Here is a 16,263-nt window from a genome sequence, read left to right as displayed (position 1 = left end):
TCTACAAACCACTGCGTTTTCCAAATATAGGACTTAACTTATCCCAAAACTGCTGTTCAAGGATTTCTACAATGAAACGCTCTATCACTTCTTCACTTTCTGGAATAACTTCGTAAGTCGAAATTTTTACGCTATAATCTAAATTATTATCCCATTTGCATAGATGCAAGCTATAAGTCCGAGTTCCCTCCGTACCAAGATGATTTTTAATTCTCGTTTTGAAGTTTGTTGTCGAGCTTCCAACATACAATATATCAGATGAAGTTCTATTATATTTAGAAAGATTAACCCTATCCTTATTTTTAACTTTTAGCTTGTTTGCTGAATGATAATCTTCAAAACATTCAATTAATCTCTTTAGTTTCTTTTGGGATTGAACTTGTAGAACATAAATAAGCGGATTATTATTTTTAGGAATTTTATCTATATATTTTTTTAGAGTTGTCCTATCTCTGAACTCTAAGGAATGAAAAGATACTTCACAGAACGGCTTAACCGCAATTTTTGAAAATTGGTCAGCTATATTCAATGCAAACTTTTCAGATTGCTTTACAATGTCTTTTGTGTCAATTTTCATCTACATAATTTTCTTACGTTTCAAACTGGTCAATTTCACTTTTTCTTTACTTAATTCGTCATCCCAAAAGAGCACTGCCGATTTATAATTTCTATTTTGCGAAGAGGGGTAAATAATTCCCGATATTTTATTCTTTCTATTTTTATTAAATGGATATCTTAAAAATTCGGTCACAACTTGAGTTGGAACGTATTCAGTATGCTCTTTCCCATCCTTAGTGATTTGTTGAGTAATATCTCGTACAAATGAGTATAAAAATAAAAGCAGGTAGTATTTTTTCTTGTCTTTAATTCCGAAAATACTCGGTATTTTAGGTAGCATATTAAAATCAACAACAATCTGATTTTCTAATATTTCAAATTCTGCAATTGTAACGTATTTTTTGTATTTATTTGTCCTGTTTATTGTTTCTAAGATTGCTGTATCAACATCAAAAGCAGAATAAAACATTGATATTCCTGAAGGACTGAACCTATTCGGGTAAATTGCTTTTCTGTTTGGTGGAGCAGATATTTCTTCAAAGTCAGTAATTTTTGTTTTGAAGTCGTGCTGTCTGCAACGATAAAGTTTTGTTCCTGCCGGGATTACTTTTATTATATGTAATTGCGAAATAAGTTTTCCAACCTCTTGTAATATTTGAAAGGCTTTAGGTTGACTACTATCTCCTGACGAAAAAAGATAGCGGGATTTGTGTTTAATAATTTCTTTGAAATAATTCCACTGAAATTCTAAATCATCTTTAATATTGTCATAATATAAGTCTGGTTGAGCCCAGGCAATATCTTCAATTGAGTTAACGACATCTTCGATAACTTCAAAAGGTTCAGCATTTAACTCTATGTGTTCTTGAATGAGTTCGTCAGGAGTATAAATTTCTCCAAGATAACCTCCCTCTCTTGAATTGTAACTCATAAAATTGGCTGCATCTTCGTAAAAATTTGAAATGCCATCCATAATAAATTCCATCAAACTTTCAAGCGGGACAACCTTTAATTCTTTACCACAATAATCGCAATAACCGTCTTGGTAGTTTTGTTTAATGTATCGATTGATACTTTTGTCGTCAAAATGTTTGATACAAATATTCTTATCTGGAATACTGTTCAAATTTCTACTTTCCAATTCAAGCCATCTTTGTTTTACTCCTCCCATATATAATTTGCCGTTCTTTGTTAAAAGACAAATTTAATGAATTTTAAAAGGTGCTTTTAACCTTTTTAATCTAAGACCAAAATTAATAAAACGACGTTCTTTTGCTTCTTTTCTTTGGTCGCTGTGTGGAAAGAAAAGAAGTCTTTTAAACACAAAAAATGGGATACCGAATATCCCACCAAAGAATGTCGCAACCTGTTTGGTAAAATGTAAGGAAAGGAATGTGCGGAGCGGTGCATTTTGACAAAGTGGTTGCACCTATTCAAACCGCAAAAATGCGTTTCCGACCGTAGGCGAGGAATTGCATTTTTGCCCGCCGCCCTGATAGCTATCGGGGTTGGTCAGGCGATTTTTAGGGGTTGGCTTTGGAAGTTTTTCAGATTAAGGAAAAAACCTCTGTTTTCGGTCATTCCAAAGCGGAACATATTCCACAATAAAGAACAACCCATTTGAGCCAGTGTTGTATTGATATACAAATCCTGTTTTTCCAATGCTTCTGCCAAACTGCAACTTGGCGTATTGTCTGTTTGTTCGGACTGTTTCAGCAGTTCGCCAAATTCATCCGTAACCATTGGCAGGCTTGCCACCGTTTCGTACTTTTCGGAGTCGGGTTGTTTGATTGTTCCGATAGTAGATAGTATTACTTGCCCTGTATCTCTGCTATTTCCGAAATCAATCCAATATTTGGCTTCGTCTCGATGGTTTCTGCGTATATTCATCGTCTTTAACATTTCTGTAACATCAAACCGTGTCTGTACATTATCCACACAAGTAATGTAAATTGTTGCTTTCGTATTTTCAGGCAAACCTCCTAAGTCGTTTCTTTCAAATTTTTTGGTTTCTGCTTTCCAATTTGTTCCCATAAAACGATTGACACGGTTTATAAGTGCTACGGACTTATACATACCTGTTTCACTCGGTGCAAAACGCTGTCTTCCCAAATTGGCTTCCGTAATAATATCATCGTCCCACAAACGCACCTGCAAGCCTGCGTGTCCCAATTCTGTTAAACTGTGGCTCATTTCCATTAGGGCGGTCAATACCTTTGATCCTGTACCACCTGCTCCGATAAGATTCACCTCAATCGGATTGGTGGGGCTTATCAGGTAATTATCCGTAAAATGTACTTTCATTTTCTCTGTATTCATCACAATAGATTTTTAAGGGTTTTGTTATTCGTTTTTAAAACTTTCTTCGGAAAGGGTTTATCCGTCCCGATAAGGTCTTTCCATACTTCCACGCAATCACCTTTTATCGGATTATGATTACCTAATAAATGACTGAAATAGGAATTAAAAAAATAGTATTCCCAAGCCTGTACAAATTCTTCAACCGATGCAGATTTTTTAATTTCAACGCTTACCGTTCCCATACAGACTTTTCCGTCATCGTAGATGTTGAAAAATGGGGTGTAATGCAGTTTGGTGTTCTCAGTTGGTCTTCTATCGCTCGCAAGGGCATAAACGCTCAGACTATTTTTGCTCGCTTTCCAAACCATTGATGGCACATAGGCTTTACCGTTGGGTATTTGCAGTCCATCTACAAAAAATAATTGTCTTTGCTGTGCTTTAGTGTACCATATAACCGTGCCTTTTTCCTCGCTCGGATTGAGGTGCAGAATATTGGTAGGCAAAATTCCGTTCGGCTTTAAAAAGGCTCTGTCCCTGTCTTTTTCGGTACGTAGTGCCTTTGCCAATACGTTGGCTTCTCTTACGGTTAAAGGGTGGGCATTGATGGGATTTCCATTTTTATCCATATCAAAATGCTCCACATATACATCGGCTGTCCGTCCTTTGGTTTCATAGAATACCAAAGCCGATTTGGGATGGTACAATGTTCCGAAGTCCTGTGTTATATCGTTTATCGTTTCCATATTCTTGCATTTAACATTGGTTCAAAATATCGCTTAGGCTATGCAATAGTTGAAATAACCTGTTTTCAAAACAAAGATTGTTGACGGTTATATCCCTGCCGTCAAACTGTTTCAGTATAGTGGGTTCTTCCATCTGTCCGTATTCCTGCAATTCGTTATTTACGGATTCTATCAAGGTTTCATTGAGCCAACCTTTGTGGTCTGCGTAAAAGGAGATATACTTTTCCATTCCGATAATGTTGTCTATATCTTCTTCAGATGCTTCTCCGTTGGGTTTTGCATTACGGGAAACAGTGGCATCGGGATAGGTCTGATAGAGAGCAAAGGCTTCTTTTGCTACTGTTAAACATTCCCTGTCAAACTCATTCCTTACTTTGAACTTTTCAATACGCTGTTCAAATACGGTCAGATTGGTACGGTTATAAATCCGTTGTTCGATATAATCCCCGATAAATTCGGATTCTTTTATCTCTGATAAATAAACTTCGGATTCTTCCGTATAGTCGTCCTGTTCAACCCAATCGTTCATCATTTCGTACATCCAATAGAGGTAACTCGCTTCCTGTCTGTAATACGGAATATCGGCTATATGGTACAGATAAGCACAAACGGACAATAATAAATGAGCGTTTGCTTTTCTCTTTTTATCGTGCATAAGACGGTACAATGGCGAAACAGGAATATAGAACAGTGTTGCACCTGTATTGTAGCGTTCTTCACTTACAAAATAGGTTTTCTTACTGTCCTGTACCAAACGGATTTCTTCCCAATCCAAAACTTTACTCTTTAACTTTTCCTCTATATCGGACATCGCCAATGCCATATTATAGGGGTAGGCAAATTGTTTGGTCTGTGCAGGTTCAATATTGTAATGTTCTGTCAATTTGGAAAGGGACTGAAAAAAATCCCTTTCCATTTTATCCAATTTTCTGCAAGCCTGTACGGTTTTCGTTTCTTTCAGTTTAGGCAGAAACGTACTTTTTAGAAAACCATTGGCAACATCCCTATTGGAACCGAACTGCGTTTGTCTTTCTGTACTTCGTTCGCATCCTTTGGCTTTTGCATCCAACCTGCGAACTCGTTTAACTGGCGGTGCAATTGTCGTTGCCTCTTCTGTTCGGGTATTGTGATAGTTCCTGATAGGATATGTTTTTGCATAGTTCATCGCTTTTTAATTTTGGTTTAACCTTTCGTACCCATTACGCTCTCAAATCTGTACTCTACTGCATCATCTTTTATTTGCGGCGCAGATGCTTTGGCAGTCGTGAGAATGGGGTACATATTGGCGTAATAATTCATTACCGCTTCCACGCTCCAACGTGGCTCTGGGTCGGTCAGTCTGATGTCCTGTCCTTTTTCTTTGAGTATAAAAACTCTATCTAATTTCGTTGCTAATAACATAATGCTCATTTTTAATGGTTAATACTCGTTTTCATCTTCGTCCTCGTCTGCTATGTCTGTCGGACAATCGGCAATAGCTACTTCCGTTTGTGGCGGTTCGGGTGCTGTTTCTTCCGTTGCTCCGAAAAGGCTCGGTGTTGCGAACTTGTCGGACAATGATGTTTTGCGTTTGCGTAACTCGTCCGCTTTTTCAGGGTAGTCCGTAATATCGGGTACTTTCATCCACGCTTCACGGTGTTTGCCCTCTTTCTCCAACTCGTCCACCTTGTCCATAGCCTGTTTGAATTTCTTATCTTTGGTTTCCTGCTCTTTTTTCTCTTTCTCGGTTTTGGCTTTCTCAATTGCCGATTGTGCTTTGGCTTCATCCAATTGCTTTTGGAATTTCTCCATATCCACCATTAAACCCGATACCTTTTGTACAGGTGTGCTTATCTGCTGAAAAAATCCTTCGTCAAACTCCTGTGCCGAAGCATTAAATGTCAATGGCGGAATAAGGTTTTTGGCACTATCTCCGCATTGTTCGTTAAGAAGTAGAATAGATACAATTAGGTTATTTTTTGCTCCTTTGGTTATCGTCAGTTGTAGATTTCCTGTAAAATCCAACTGCTGTATTTGATTGAAAAAATTTGTGTTCATCATTCTAAAATTTTAATTGTTATTACGTTTTTCTTTGATTGCTTTTAGTTTCTCGTGCATATCCTGCCAATAGGCTTTTTGTCTTTTATCGAACTCCGAAAAACTTTTGTCTTCGTGCTTGTATTCCTTGTAATCTGCTGATATTTGAATGGCTTCGTCAAGATTTTGTATTTCAATGGAATAACCGTTTAAATCTGTTATTTTCATAAGACTGCCAATTTTCGGGATAATAGTATTTCCAAAATTTCGCAATCGCTTTCGTATTCTTCATTTTCAAAATAATAACGGTCTGTTTGTTCGTCATAACGGTACTGCTCCAAGTCTTCATCACTTAGACAAACATCATCCAAAATACCGTTTGAATAGGTGGCTTTACCATATATTTGGTTGCCCACTTCTGCATACTCCTGTACAAAATCTACCTTGTAGTGTTCTGCTATCTTTTGCACTACTTCAATGTTAGGCGACCATTTTGTTTCATATTGAAATATGCCTATAACATCATCATCTTGATAAATATCAAAAAACCAATCTCCTTTAGTGTCGTCTGAAAATTCGGGTAACTGTCCGCAATTTTCTTGCTGTTGCTTTTCAATCATTGTTTTGAATAGCTGTTGTATCTGTTCGATTGCTTCGGGTTCTCCCTCGAAAACAACTGTGTTACTGCACCAATTTGCCATAATATTTGGTTTTAATAGGCTACCACCAATTAAGGCGGTAGCCTGTTGGTTATTTAATTAAGGTTTAGTATTTCCGCTCCGTCCATTGCAAAAGCGGTACACAAGTCAAATGCCTTTTGTGATTTCATCTGTGCCGTTCCGCCCAATACAATACTCTGTAGTTTGGCTTCGTCATTCTTGTAATTTCGCACATTCTGATAGTATCCTGTGACGGCATTGTACGCTCCGAACAAAGTGCCTTTTGTTGTGTCCATTTGCTGTGTGTCACTCATCATAGCATAACCAAAAGCGTCATCTACTACATTTTTGAACATAGTGGAAACCTCATCTTCTGCACCTTTTTTCAGTAGGTCAAGTGTTTCCTTGTTCGGGCAGAGTGCCATTTGAATGAGTTTTCTTACCTCTCGGTCGGTTACTTTTACCTTTGTCCACTCGTTGAAAATTCCCTCTAACTGCGTACTTAGTGTGTTTGCCAATCCCATAATCCTGTGAGCATTTTCGATACGCTGTTTTGCTCCCGATGTGTGTTTGATACGGACTACATTTGTCATATTCCGTAATGAAGCGTTAAGGGTATTTTGGCAGACGATACGGATAGGCGTAAACGCTGCGGTAATACTTCCGCTACCATCGTGCGAAGTGGTTAGGAAAATGTATTTTTCCGTAACATCATCGCCATTGCCTACACGGATATAGTCGGGCAATTTAGCTGTGATAAAAATGCGTTCACCTTTGCCCAATGCTCCTGCGGTTTCATAGAGAATACCCTCGCCACCACCTACGATAGCATCAAAGAAATTAAAGGCTTCACGGTTCTGTACGATGTGGTAATCCTTACCGACTACACCCAAAACTTCGTTGTTATCGGTGCGAATGTTGGCAAAGTAGTTAGGCACTTCCAATTCGTTACTGCCTATCTCGATACCCTGTGCGGTTTCGATAATGCCCGAACCTTTGGTAAATAGTGGGGATTTTACGACTTCATAGTCTAACCCTGCGTGCTTGATAGCTTCCGCACTTGTCGGGTATTGTTCCACGATTTGCCCCAAACCGTGCCACGCTTTTTGCTGTACTGTAAAGAAACTGTACTTTCCTGTTTTCTCGTTGAAATTGATGTTGTGTGCCATAATGCTAAAAATTTGACGTTAAAAAATGATTGAATACTCGTTGTTAAAATGGGAGGTCGTCGTCCGTTCCCTGTGCTGTAAATCCGTTGATGTCGGTTTGTTCAGTAGCCTGTACGGTTTCGGCTCTCCTGCTACCTCCGTGCAGTTTGATATTCGAGGTATGGAAGTTTAAACCTGCTTTTGGCTCTCCGTCCTTGCCTGTCCACGCTCGTGTACTTACTCGCCCTGTGAGTTCTACCAAAGTGCCTTTGGTCAGTAGCGTTGCCACCTTTGCAGAAATCCAATAGGCACAATCGAAGTAGGTCGTTTGCTCTACTCGTTCGCCCTGCTTGTTGCGATAGTTGTCGTTCGTAGCGATTGAAAAATTCACTACCTGTCTTTCGTCTTTTAGTGTGTGGACTTCTGCGTTTCTTGTTAGTCTTCCGATGATGTTCATATTCTTTGATTTTTAGAAATTGATTTTTGATTTAATTTTTTTTGATTTATTCGGTAATGAGAGGAGGTGCTGTTTCGTTTCATTACCATTTTCAATGCTTTTAATTTTCATACCTGACATTTTTTTTATTCGTCCAAAGAGCCGGAGTATGCTATGTTTCGTTTCACGAGCATTAAAGGTTCGTGTTTAGTCGACACAAGGTTTTGAAAAACAAATACTACCCAACGGGTGGAGATTTTTTTTCAAACTTGCTTGACCTTTTGGCGGCGTTAAGAACACGGAAATACCTTTGCTCTTGAAATGGAACAAAAAAGCATACGGCACTTTGGATAAAAACTATTGTGGAAGTGGAAAAAATGGCATTGCAAAATGGTTTATAGTGGATTGAAATAACACTTCCATTTAGCTGAATGGATAAATGCTTTTTTAATATGGTGGCTTGTATGAGCCACCATAACAGGTATTTGAAAAGTGTGGTAAAAGGGAGTAGCGGGACGGCATTTTTCAAATTTCTGTTTCGGAAGTAGCACGAAGCTCTTTTACAGTATTGGGAGTTGCGAGGGGAATGTAAATGTGCTTTGGCTATCCAAGAGTAAGTAGATTACATGGTCTATATAATGCCTAATAAGTTTGGCTACATAAAAAAACAGACAAAAGAGAAATTAATCAATACATAGTTTAGCCAAATACTACCTTTCAAGGCCAAACACTTCATTATTTATGTGATACCGATCTTTCGAAGCTAATTTTCAGGTTTAGTAATGATTAGACTGCATATGCTATGAGGGAGAAATCACATAATATGAAAATTACACCAGAAAAGATAGTGAAAATGTTAAAACATGAACACATTGACTTGAGTGTAGAAGAGGCTATGAAAGTGTTAGCATTTTTAAAAAAAATTGCAAGGATAACCGTAAGTAAATATTTGGAAATAAATGATTATTGATAGAACGGAGACAGCAGATTTATATATTCGTGTCAGTACTGATGAACAAGCGGATAAGGGGTATTCACAACGTAGCCAAGAGGAGATGTTAAGGAAATACTGTGACAATCACTGTATCGAAGTAAGGAACGTAATATTTGAAGATCATTCGGCCAAATCGTTCAACAGACCTGAGTGGAAAAAATTGCTTTCTACTCTGAAAAAGCATGTACATAAATCAGACCTTGTCCTATTTACTAAATGGGACCGGTTCAGCAGAAATGCGGGCGACGCCTACCAAATGATAAATACACTCCGTGATTTGGGGGTAGAACCACAAGCAATAGAACAACCTTTAGATCTATCAATTCCCGAAAATAAGATGATGTTGGCTTTTTATCTTGCGGCTCCAGAGGTGGAAAACGACCGTCGTGCTCTCAACGTATTTTTTGGTATGAGGAGAGCCAAGAAAGAAGGCCGTTATATGGGACTTGCTCCAGTTGGATATAAAAATAAAATTGATGGACTTGGAAACAAGTACATCGAACCAAAAGAACCAGATTCTACCATATTGCTTTGGGTATTTGAAGAGCTCTCTAAAGGTGTTTTCAATACGGAACAAGTTTGGAAAAAGGCGAAAGAGAAAGGGTTAAAATGCAGTAAAAATGCTTTTTGGCAGTTAATCCGTAACCCGTTATATTGTGGGAAGATATTTCTGCCAAAATATAAAGATGAAGAAAGTCGCTTTGTGCCTGGGCAGCACCAGCCGATTATCTCGGAAGAACTTTTTGAGAATGTACAGGAAATATTAGATGGAAGAGGAAGAAAGTATCGCTCCAAAATTCAGACCCAAGAGGATTTCTTATTAAGAGGGTTTCTTATCTGTCCGATATGCAGAAACCTACTTACAGCAAGTAAATCAAAGGGAAGAACAAAACACTATAGCTACTACCACTGTCGAAAAGGTTGTACTTACCGTATCAGTGTGGAGAAATTAAACTTGGCATTCGAAAAAGAATTAGGAAAGTTTGTGCCTAAAGAAGAAGTTCTATCTATATACCGAGATATAATTGCTGAGACCTATTACGAACTCACGCATAGTTTACAGATTACCAAGAGACAGCTTTCCTTCCAACTTAAAGACTACGACGGCAGGTTATCCCATATCCGTAATTTATTGGCAACACAAAAAATTGACCCTTTAGATTATCTTGAAATTAAGGCCCAATATAATGCTGCTCTCAATGAGTTAAAAGAGAGGCTGGAGACTCTTTGTAACGGAACTCCGTCTATAGAGAACTTATTGAAAAAAGATATAAAGATGTTAATGACGTTGGATAGCGTATTTGAAAAAGGGGAAATTGAAGATAAACGATCTCTGGTTCAAATTCTATACCCGGAAAAGCTTTTATTTTATGGAACGTTGATTCAGAATACAAAGTCAAACGATGCGCTAAAAGCTCTTTATTACTACAAAGCTGATTAAGCCCTAACATGTCAGAGACGAATGTCGATAAAACACCCGTTATGTATGGTGTTTCATTATTTGTTTGTTACTCCGATTCTTACACTTCCCGTTAAATTGAGGTTTAAAGTTAAATAGGCTCTTAGACCAAATTAAATCATTAAATTAGTGCCAACAAAAGCCAAATGACGCCAACGACAGACAAAGTGGTCGAAGCTCAATGTTCTACAGGCTTTTCTTACATTAAAATTTGATGAGAGGTATGAGATATTTAGCAGATTTATACATTCGGGTAAGTACGGATGAACAGGCAGACAAAGGGTATTCTCAACGGAATCAAGAAGAGATGCTGCGGAAATATTGCATTTCCCATCAAATTGAGATTCGTAATGTAATCTATGAAGACCATTCAGCCAAGTCTTTTAATCGTCCAAGATGGAAGGAATTACTCCAAAGTTTAAAAAAGCGTAAGAATAACGTTAATCTAATTCTATTTACAAAATGGGATCGTTTCAGTCGGAATGCTGGCGATGCTTATCAAATGATAAACATATTGAGGAAACATGGTGCAGAACCGCAGGCTATAGAACAACCTTTAGATCTTTCCATTCCGGAAAATAAAATGATGCTGGCGTTTTATCTGGCTGCACCAGAAGTTGAAAATGATCGTAGGGCATTGAACGTATTCTATGGGATGCGACGGGCAAAGAAAGAAGGTCGCTATATGGGGCTGGCACCTGTTGCATACGTAAACAAAACAGAAGAAAACGGAAAAAAATATATTGTACCCAAAGAACCTGATGCTGCAATCTTGCGGTGGAGCTTTGAAGAGATAGCAAATGGAATCTATAATACTGAACAGATCTGGAAGCAGGCTAAAGCAAAAGGTTTAAAATGTAGTAAGAACGCATTTTGGCAGGTTATTAGAAATCCGCTTTATTGTGGCAAGATTTTCATTCCCCAATTTAAAGATGAGGAAAGTCGTTTTGTTCAAGGGCAGCACGAAGCAATAATTTCAGAATCACTTTATTATGAAGTGCAAGATGTTCTTGACGGTAGGGGCAGAAATTACCGCCCGAAAGTTAAAACCCTCGATGAATTTCCTATGAGAGGCTTTTTGATCTGTCCGGATTGTGAAAAATTACTCACAGGAAGTAAATCTAAAGGTCGAAATCGATATTACGCTTATTACCATTGCGTAGGCGGCTGTAAGCATCGGGTAAATGCAGAAAAGATCAATGATGTAATCAAGGACGACTTGTTGAAATTCATACCCAGAATAGAAAACAAGGAATTTTATCAGGAAGCAATTTGTAAAGAGTATCTGGAGCAGACAAACCAAATGCAGTTAGAGCAAAAAGAAATCCTTATTCAGATTAAAGACTTCGAAGATAGGCTTTCGCATATGAGGGATCTTTTGGCCACACGACAGATTGATGCGGAAGACTATCGTGAAATCAAATCACAGTATAGTATGAAAATTGCTGCATTTGAATCTCAATTGACGGCGCTTAACAACGATGTGGGTAATGTACAGAACCTAATAGAACAAGGGATATCAAAGATCATGGAAATCAGCCATAACCTTGAAAACGGAAGTTTAATGGAGGTTAGAAATGATATTGGTTCGATTTACCCTGAAAAAATACAATTTGAAAATAACGGAGTTCGAACCGCTAGGCGGAACGATTTCATTCAATATATCAACTTGATTAACAAAAAGTTAGGAGCAAAAAAAAACGGGACAAAAGTAGGTTTTTCTACTTTGTCCCGTCAAGTCGGGGTGGCAGGATTCGAACCTACGACCTCCACATCCCAAATGTGGCGCGATACCGGGCTACGCTACACCCCGAAAAGGTATCACCTTTTGTTTTGCTGGCACAAATATACGGCAATTTTGATTCTTGTCAATAGTTTTTTTTTTTCGCTAAGCTAACCGCTTCATTGATTGCAATATATTTTTTCACGACCTGTGGAAAAGGCAGGAAAGGACTGTGGATAAAAAAGAAAAAAACTATATAGATTAATAAAAATAATCACTACCTTTGCACGCACTTGATAAGAAGAGGGGCAGGAATATTGCAAAAGTATTTTTTTAATTCAAGAAAAAGCTGTAATATTGCATTCCGATTTTTTACAGGAATAAATCGTTAATAATTACTCGAAATCATGGATTTAGTAAAATTTGTAGAAGAACAAGCGGTAACAAAAAATGAAATTCCCGCTTTCAAAGCAGGAGATACTGTTAGTGTACATTATAAAATTCGCGAGGGAAACAAAGAGCGTGTACAGGTGTACCAAGGTGTCGTTATCCAATTAAACAGCGAAGGTACTAACGCTACTTTTACCGTGCGTAAAATCTCTAACGGGATTGGTGTAGAACGTATTTTCCCTGTAAACTCGCCAAACATTCAAAAAATTGAAGTGAACAGTGTAGGTAAAGTACGTCGTGCTAAATTGTTCTACTTACGTGGCCTTACTGGTAAAGCAGCTCGTATTAAAGCAAAACGCGTGTAATTTCAACACAGTAGAGATATTGAGAGCTCCAACCGAAAGGTTGGAGCTTTTTGCTTTTGTATAGTTTTTTATAATTCCAACCCTGAAAAATGAGCAAGACTATCCGATTGGAAAAATTTACGGCCAATGATTTTTTGTATTACTTCCAGTTGGTGAGTGATGCAACGGTTATGGCGATGATTACCGAAAGAGCGCTTCCTCAGGATGAAGCGGAAAGATTGTTTGCCGAAATATTGGCGAATAATACGCTGCATCCGTATTTTGGTAACTTTAAAATTTTAGATGCGCTCTCCGGTGATTTTATCGGATTGGCAAAGCTGGAAATAAGTAGTGTAGAGTGTGAAGAAGCGGAACTTGGCTATGTTGTTCTGCCAGTTTATTGGGGACAAGGGATAGCCAGTAAAGCTGCACAAATATTGGTTGATAGCGCATACAAACAACCTACTTGCCGTAAGTTGTTTGCTATTATTGATCCTCAGAATCTGCCATCTCGAAAAATCTTGCTGAAGAATGGTTTTGTGTCGAAGGAATTTAAAGACTTCGATGGTTTGTCAGGAGAAGTCCTTGAGCTGATTTTCTAAATCTTACCTCTTTTCCCAGACCTCAAATGTAAAGTCATAAGCATGCTTTTCGTCTTTACTATGATACTCCTGTTGTTTTAGCTCCCATTGGTCAGTTGGAAGTTCAGGGAAGTAAGCATCGCCATCTATCGTGGTATGCACCCGCGTAAGTAACACCTTATGTGCTAAGGGTAAAGTCTGTTCGTATATATTTGCTCCACCGATAATATAAATCTCACGTTCGTCCCTGCAATAGAGCATAACCTCTTGAATGGAATTGGCAACATCCACATCGTCGACAAGCCAATTCTGGTCGCGCGTAATGACGATATTGCGACGTTCCGGCAAGGGCTTTCCAATGGATTCGAAGGTTTTGCGCCCCATAACCACGGAATGCCCCATGGTGTTGCGTTTGAAGTATTTGAAATCATCGGGCAGGTGCCAAAGCATCTTATTGTCTTTCCCAATAGCATTATTTTCAGCAGCTGCTACAATTAAGGTTATTTTTAAATTATTCATTTTTATGAGATGTCAGACATTAGATATTAGACACAGTTTGTGCTATATGGCTTATCTCTGATATTTACTAACTTTTTTCTTCTTTGCTCTTGATTCTTTCTTCTTTTTTTTACCCCTAAATCTTAAACTGCTACCGGAGCTTTAATATGTGGATGGGACTCATAGTTGGCCAATTCAAAATCCTCGAATTTGAAATCAAAAAGATCTTTCACTTCTGGATTGATTTTCATCTGTGGAAGCGGTTTCGGTGTGCGGCTCAATTGTAATTCGGTCTGCTCAAAATGGTTACTATAGATGTGTGCATCGCCGAAAGTATGTACAAATTCTGCAGCTTCCATATCACATACCTGAGCGACCATCATAGTCAATAAAGCGTATGATGCAATATTAAAAGGCACGCCTAAGAAAATGTCGGCACTGCGTTGGTAAAGTTGGCAAGAGAGTTGAGGTTTTAGAATACCTTTCTCGGGTTGCGCTGGAGCGACATAGAACTGAAAGAAGGCATGGCAAGGCGGTAAAGCCATGTGCTCTATTTCAGCCACGTTCCATGCCGATACAATGATGCGTCTGGAATCGGGTGATTTTTTCAGTTGATGGATGACCTGTGTAATCTGGTCGATGTGTCGTCCGTCCGGTGTAGGCCAGGAGCGCCATTGAGAGCCGTATACAGGGCCAAGATTGCCATTTTCGTCAGCCCATTCGTCCCAGATGCTCACGCCGTTGTCTTTTAGGTATTTGATGTTGGTTTCGCCTTTTAGAAACCATATAAGTTCGTGAACGATGGATTTGAGGTGCAATTTCTTGGTCGTTATTACCGGAAATCCTTCTTTAAGATTGAAACGCATCTGATAACCAAAAACACTGCGTGTGCCTGTGCCTGTACGGTCTGTTTTGTCCACTCCGTTTTCGTATACGTGTTTCAGTAAATCTAAATATTGTTTCATGTGAAAGTTCGAATTGTATGGATACGAAGATACTTGTTTTTATATCATGGACATATCACAATTTTTCAACAACTGACATTTTGCTTCTTTTTATGTATTTTTGCAAAATTGTTATGAACAAAAAAGTTGCTTTTTATACATTAGGATGTAAGCTGAATTATTCAGAGACTTCTTCCATTGGTCGGATTTTTAAAGATGCAGGCTATGAAACGACTCCGTTTAATAGTCAAGCGGATGTATATGTGATTAATACCTGCTCGGTAACGGACCATGCAGATAAAAAATGCCGTAAAGTAGTGAAGGAGGCTTTGAAGCATTCCCCGAATGCTTATATAACCATTGTGGGGTGCTACGCTCAATTAAAACCCCAGGAGATTTCTGAAATCCCAGGTGTGGATATGGTATTGGGGGCAGCGGAAAAGTTCAATATCATTGAACATATTAACGACTTGACGAAGCGAGAAAAAGCTATTGTTCATAATGCACCGATTGATGAAACCCACCAGTTCGTATCTGCTTATTCTATAGGAGATCGTACACGTACTTTCCTCAAGGTACAGGATGGTTGTGACTATTCGTGTACTTTCTGTACTATTCCATTAGCACGAGGGGCAAGTCGTTCCGGAAATATTGAAAATATCGTCCGTCAAGCAGAAGAAATAGCAGCTTCGGGTGTGAAAGAAATTGTGCTTACCGGTGTGAATATCGGAGACTTCGGTATTCGTGATGGTAAGCGTCAAGACAAGTTTTTGGATTTGGTGAAGGCTTTAGATGAGGTAGAGGGGATTGACCGTATACGGATTTCTTCCATTGAACCTAATCTACTGGCGAATGAGATTATTGAATTTGTTGCCACGTCCAAACGTTTTGTGCCACATTTTCACATGCCTTTGCAATCTGGAAGTAATAAGGTGTTGGCTAAAATGCGCCGTAGATATAAACGCGAATTGTATGCAGAGCGTGTAGCTAAAATTAAAAGCTTGATGCCAGACTGTTGTATCGGGGTTGATGTGATTGTAGGTTTCCCAGGTGAAACACGTGAAGACTTCTTGGATACATATAATTTCTTAAATGATCTGGATATTTCTTATCTGCACGTTTTTACTTATTCTGAGCGTGAAAATACCATTGCTGCACAAATGGAGGGAGCTGTTCCAGGGGTACAACGCAGCGACAGGAGCAAGATGTTGCATATCCTTTCGGAGAAAAAACGTCGTGCATTTTACGAAAAGCAATTAGGAAAAGTAGGTGAGGTGTTATTTGAAGGCGATGTGAAGGATGGATATATGCATGGTTTTTCCAAAAACTATGTAAAGGTGAGAACACTTTACGATCCATTATTGGTGAACGAAATTGTGCCGGTGAAATTCTGCGCTATCACAGACCAATGTGAGGTGGAGGTGGAAGAACTACCAGAAGTGTTGGTGCATTAGCGTTCGTTATTATCC

General features: G+C 38.6%; 17 protein-coding genes, 1 tRNA gene and 1 pseudogene. 5 read left to right on the top strand and 14 right to left on the bottom strand.

The genetic code is table 11. The features are described 5' to 3' along the window. Position 1: 1 nt before the first annotated feature. The 11 genes from BM375_RS13090 to BM375_RS13035 all read right to left on the bottom strand — a co-directional run bounded on the left by BM375_RS13090 (position 2) and on the right by BM375_RS13035 (position 7,882). Positions 2 to 577 carry a GIY-YIG nuclease family protein gene (locus BM375_RS13090; RefSeq protein WP_093366698.1) on the bottom strand — a complete coding sequence of 192 codons (576 nt, stop codon included), beginning with the start codon at positions 575 to 577 and terminating at the stop codon, positions 2 to 4. Further along, a complete protein-coding gene (locus BM375_RS13085) occupies positions 578 to 1,729 on the bottom strand; it encodes a HEPN-associated N-terminal domain-containing protein (protein WP_093366696.1) in 1,152 nt (383 codons plus the stop codon). Positions 1,730 to 2,070: 341 nt separating this feature from the next. Beyond that, a complete protein-coding gene (locus BM375_RS13075) occupies positions 2,071 to 2,877 on the bottom strand; it encodes a PRTRC system ThiF family protein (protein ID WP_093366693.1) in 807 nt (268 codons plus the stop codon). Further along, positions 2,877 to 3,602, bottom strand: coding sequence for a PRTRC system protein B (locus tag BM375_RS13070; RefSeq protein ID WP_170852668.1), 726 nt, complete (start codon positions 3,600 to 3,602; stop codon positions 2,877 to 2,879). Before BM375_RS13070 ends, BM375_RS13075 begins: the two co-directional genes overlap by 1 nt. A 10-nt stretch (positions 3,603 to 3,612) precedes the next feature. Next, the gene (locus tag BM375_RS13065; protein ID WP_093366692.1) at positions 3,613 to 4,767 is read right to left on the bottom strand and encodes a hypothetical protein; all 1,155 of its coding nucleotides are present in this window, start codon (positions 4,765 to 4,767) and stop codon (positions 3,613 to 3,615) included. 17 nt (positions 4,768 to 4,784) lie between these two features. Then, positions 4,785 to 5,003: a PRTRC system protein C gene (locus BM375_RS13060; RefSeq protein ID WP_093366826.1), complete on the bottom strand. Its 219-nt coding sequence runs from the start codon at positions 5,001 to 5,003 to the stop codon at positions 4,785 to 4,787. Between the two features lie 18 nt (positions 5,004 to 5,021). Beyond that, positions 5,022 to 5,642 carry a PRTRC system protein E gene (locus BM375_RS13055; protein ID WP_244525906.1) on the bottom strand — a complete coding sequence of 207 codons (621 nt, stop codon included), beginning with the start codon at positions 5,640 to 5,642 and terminating at the stop codon, positions 5,022 to 5,024. Positions 5,643 to 5,651: 9 nt separating this feature from the next. Further along, a complete protein-coding gene (locus tag BM375_RS13050; RefSeq protein ID WP_093366688.1) occupies positions 5,652 to 5,846 on the bottom strand; it encodes a hypothetical protein in 195 nt (64 codons plus the stop codon). Continuing rightward, a complete protein-coding gene (locus BM375_RS13045) occupies positions 5,843 to 6,319 on the bottom strand; it encodes a DUF1281 family ferredoxin-like fold protein (protein WP_093366687.1) in 477 nt (158 codons plus the stop codon). The genes BM375_RS13050 and BM375_RS13045 overlap by 4 nt, the downstream gene beginning before the upstream one ends. A 53-nt stretch (positions 6,320 to 6,372) precedes the next feature. Continuing rightward, on the bottom strand, positions 6,373 to 7,446 hold the full coding sequence (locus BM375_RS13040; RefSeq protein WP_093366685.1) for a DUF932 domain-containing protein: 1,074 nt from the start codon (positions 7,444 to 7,446) through the stop codon (positions 6,373 to 6,375). 43 nt (positions 7,447 to 7,489) lie between these two features. Further along, positions 7,490 to 7,882 carry a single-stranded DNA-binding protein gene (locus BM375_RS13035; protein ID WP_093366684.1) on the bottom strand — a complete coding sequence of 131 codons (393 nt, stop codon included), beginning with the start codon at positions 7,880 to 7,882 and terminating at the stop codon, positions 7,490 to 7,492. Between the two features lie 938 nt (positions 7,883 to 8,820). Here BM375_RS13035 and BM375_RS13030 point away from each other — a divergent pair. Beyond that, on the top strand, positions 8,821 to 10,296 hold the full coding sequence (locus tag BM375_RS13030; protein ID WP_093366682.1) for a recombinase family protein: 1,476 nt from the start codon (positions 8,821 to 8,823) through the stop codon (positions 10,294 to 10,296). Positions 10,297 to 10,528: 232 nt separating this feature from the next. Further along, positions 10,529 to 11,476: pseudogene (locus tag BM375_RS13025) on the top strand (recombinase family protein); the annotation flags it as partial. 577 nt (positions 11,477 to 12,053) lie between these two features. Here BM375_RS13025 and BM375_RS13020 read toward each other — a convergent pair. After that, positions 12,054 to 12,127 (bottom strand) — tRNA-Pro (locus tag BM375_RS13020). A 317-nt stretch (positions 12,128 to 12,444) separates the two neighbouring features. Here BM375_RS13020 and rplS point away from each other — a divergent pair. Both rplS and BM375_RS13010 read left to right on the top strand, forming a co-directional pair. Next, positions 12,445 to 12,792 (top strand): 50S ribosomal protein L19, encoded by a 348-nt coding sequence (gene rplS, locus BM375_RS13015; RefSeq protein ID WP_093366680.1) that lies wholly within the window; start codon positions 12,445 to 12,447, stop codon positions 12,790 to 12,792. A gap of 89 nt (positions 12,793 to 12,881) precedes the next feature. Beyond that, a complete protein-coding gene (locus tag BM375_RS13010) occupies positions 12,882 to 13,373 on the top strand; it encodes a GNAT family N-acetyltransferase (protein WP_093366679.1) in 492 nt (163 codons plus the stop codon). Positions 13,374 to 13,376: 3 nt separating this feature from the next. On the opposite strand, the gene BM375_RS13005 is transcribed toward BM375_RS13010, so the two are convergent. Next, positions 13,377 to 13,871, bottom strand: a complete 495-nt coding sequence (locus BM375_RS13005) for a dihydrofolate reductase (protein ID WP_093366678.1) — start codon at positions 13,869 to 13,871, stop codon at positions 13,377 to 13,379. A gap of 122 nt (positions 13,872 to 13,993) precedes the next feature. Continuing rightward, positions 13,994 to 14,815, bottom strand: coding sequence for a thymidylate synthase (locus BM375_RS13000; protein WP_093366676.1), 822 nt, complete (start codon positions 14,813 to 14,815; stop codon positions 13,994 to 13,996). Positions 14,816 to 14,928: 113 nt separating this feature from the next. Between BM375_RS13000 and mtaB the strand changes: the two genes are divergently transcribed. Then, positions 14,929 to 16,248 carry a tRNA (N(6)-L-threonylcarbamoyladenosine(37)-C(2))-methylthiotransferase MtaB gene (mtaB, locus tag BM375_RS12995; protein WP_170852667.1) on the top strand — a complete coding sequence of 440 codons (1,320 nt, stop codon included), beginning with the start codon at positions 14,929 to 14,931 and terminating at the stop codon, positions 16,246 to 16,248. Positions 16,249 to 16,263 lie beyond the last annotated feature (15 nt).

Source organism: Sphingobacterium wenxiniae (assembly GCF_900116225.1).
GTDB lineage: Bacteria > Bacteroidota > Bacteroidia > Sphingobacteriales > Sphingobacteriaceae > Sphingobacterium > Sphingobacterium wenxiniae.
This window is presented reverse-complemented; position numbering and strand designations above follow the sequence as displayed.

Bases quoted from the DNA above. Each gene is read 5' to 3' on its own strand.
- BM375_RS13090 (WP_093366698.1), bottom strand. From the start codon at position 577: ATGAAAATTGACACAAAAGACATTGTAAAGCAATCTGAAAAGTTTGCA.
- BM375_RS13085 (WP_093366696.1), bottom strand. From the start codon at position 1,729: ATGGGAGGAGTAAAACAAAGATGGCTTGAATTGGAAAGTAGAAATTTG.
- BM375_RS13075 (WP_093366693.1), bottom strand. From the start codon at position 2,877: ATGAATACAGAGAAAATGAAAGTACATTTTACGGATAATTACCTGATA.
- BM375_RS13070 (WP_170852668.1), bottom strand. From the start codon at position 3,602: ATGGAAACGATAAACGATATAACACAGGACTTCGGAACATTGTACCAT.
- BM375_RS13065 (WP_093366692.1), bottom strand. From the start codon at position 4,767: ATGAACTATGCAAAAACATATCCTATCAGGAACTATCACAATACCCGA.
- BM375_RS13060 (WP_093366826.1), bottom strand. From the start codon at position 5,003: ATGTTATTAGCAACGAAATTAGATAGAGTTTTTATACTCAAAGAAAAA.
- BM375_RS13055 (WP_244525906.1), bottom strand. From the start codon at position 5,642: ATGATGAACACAAATTTTTTCAATCAAATACAGCAGTTGGATTTTACA.
- BM375_RS13050 (WP_093366688.1), bottom strand. From the start codon at position 5,846: ATGAAAATAACAGATTTAAACGGTTATTCCATTGAAATACAAAATCTT.
- BM375_RS13045 (WP_093366687.1), bottom strand. From the start codon at position 6,319: ATGGCAAATTGGTGCAGTAACACAGTTGTTTTCGAGGGAGAACCCGAA.
- BM375_RS13040 (WP_093366685.1), bottom strand. From the start codon at position 7,446: ATGGCACACAACATCAATTTCAACGAGAAAACAGGAAAGTACAGTTTC.
- BM375_RS13035 (WP_093366684.1), bottom strand. From the start codon at position 7,882: ATGAACATCATCGGAAGACTAACAAGAAACGCAGAAGTCCACACACTA.
- BM375_RS13030 (WP_093366682.1), top strand. From the start codon at position 8,821: ATGATTATTGATAGAACGGAGACAGCAGATTTATATATTCGTGTCAGT.
- rplS (WP_093366680.1), top strand. From the start codon at position 12,445: ATGGATTTAGTAAAATTTGTAGAAGAACAAGCGGTAACAAAAAATGAA.
- BM375_RS13010 (WP_093366679.1), top strand. From the start codon at position 12,882: ATGAGCAAGACTATCCGATTGGAAAAATTTACGGCCAATGATTTTTTG.
- BM375_RS13005 (WP_093366678.1), bottom strand. From the start codon at position 13,871: ATGAATAATTTAAAAATAACCTTAATTGTAGCAGCTGCTGAAAATAAT.
- BM375_RS13000 (WP_093366676.1), bottom strand. From the start codon at position 14,815: ATGAAACAATATTTAGATTTACTGAAACACGTATACGAAAACGGAGTG.
- mtaB (WP_170852667.1), top strand. From the start codon at position 14,929: ATGAACAAAAAAGTTGCTTTTTATACATTAGGATGTAAGCTGAATTAT.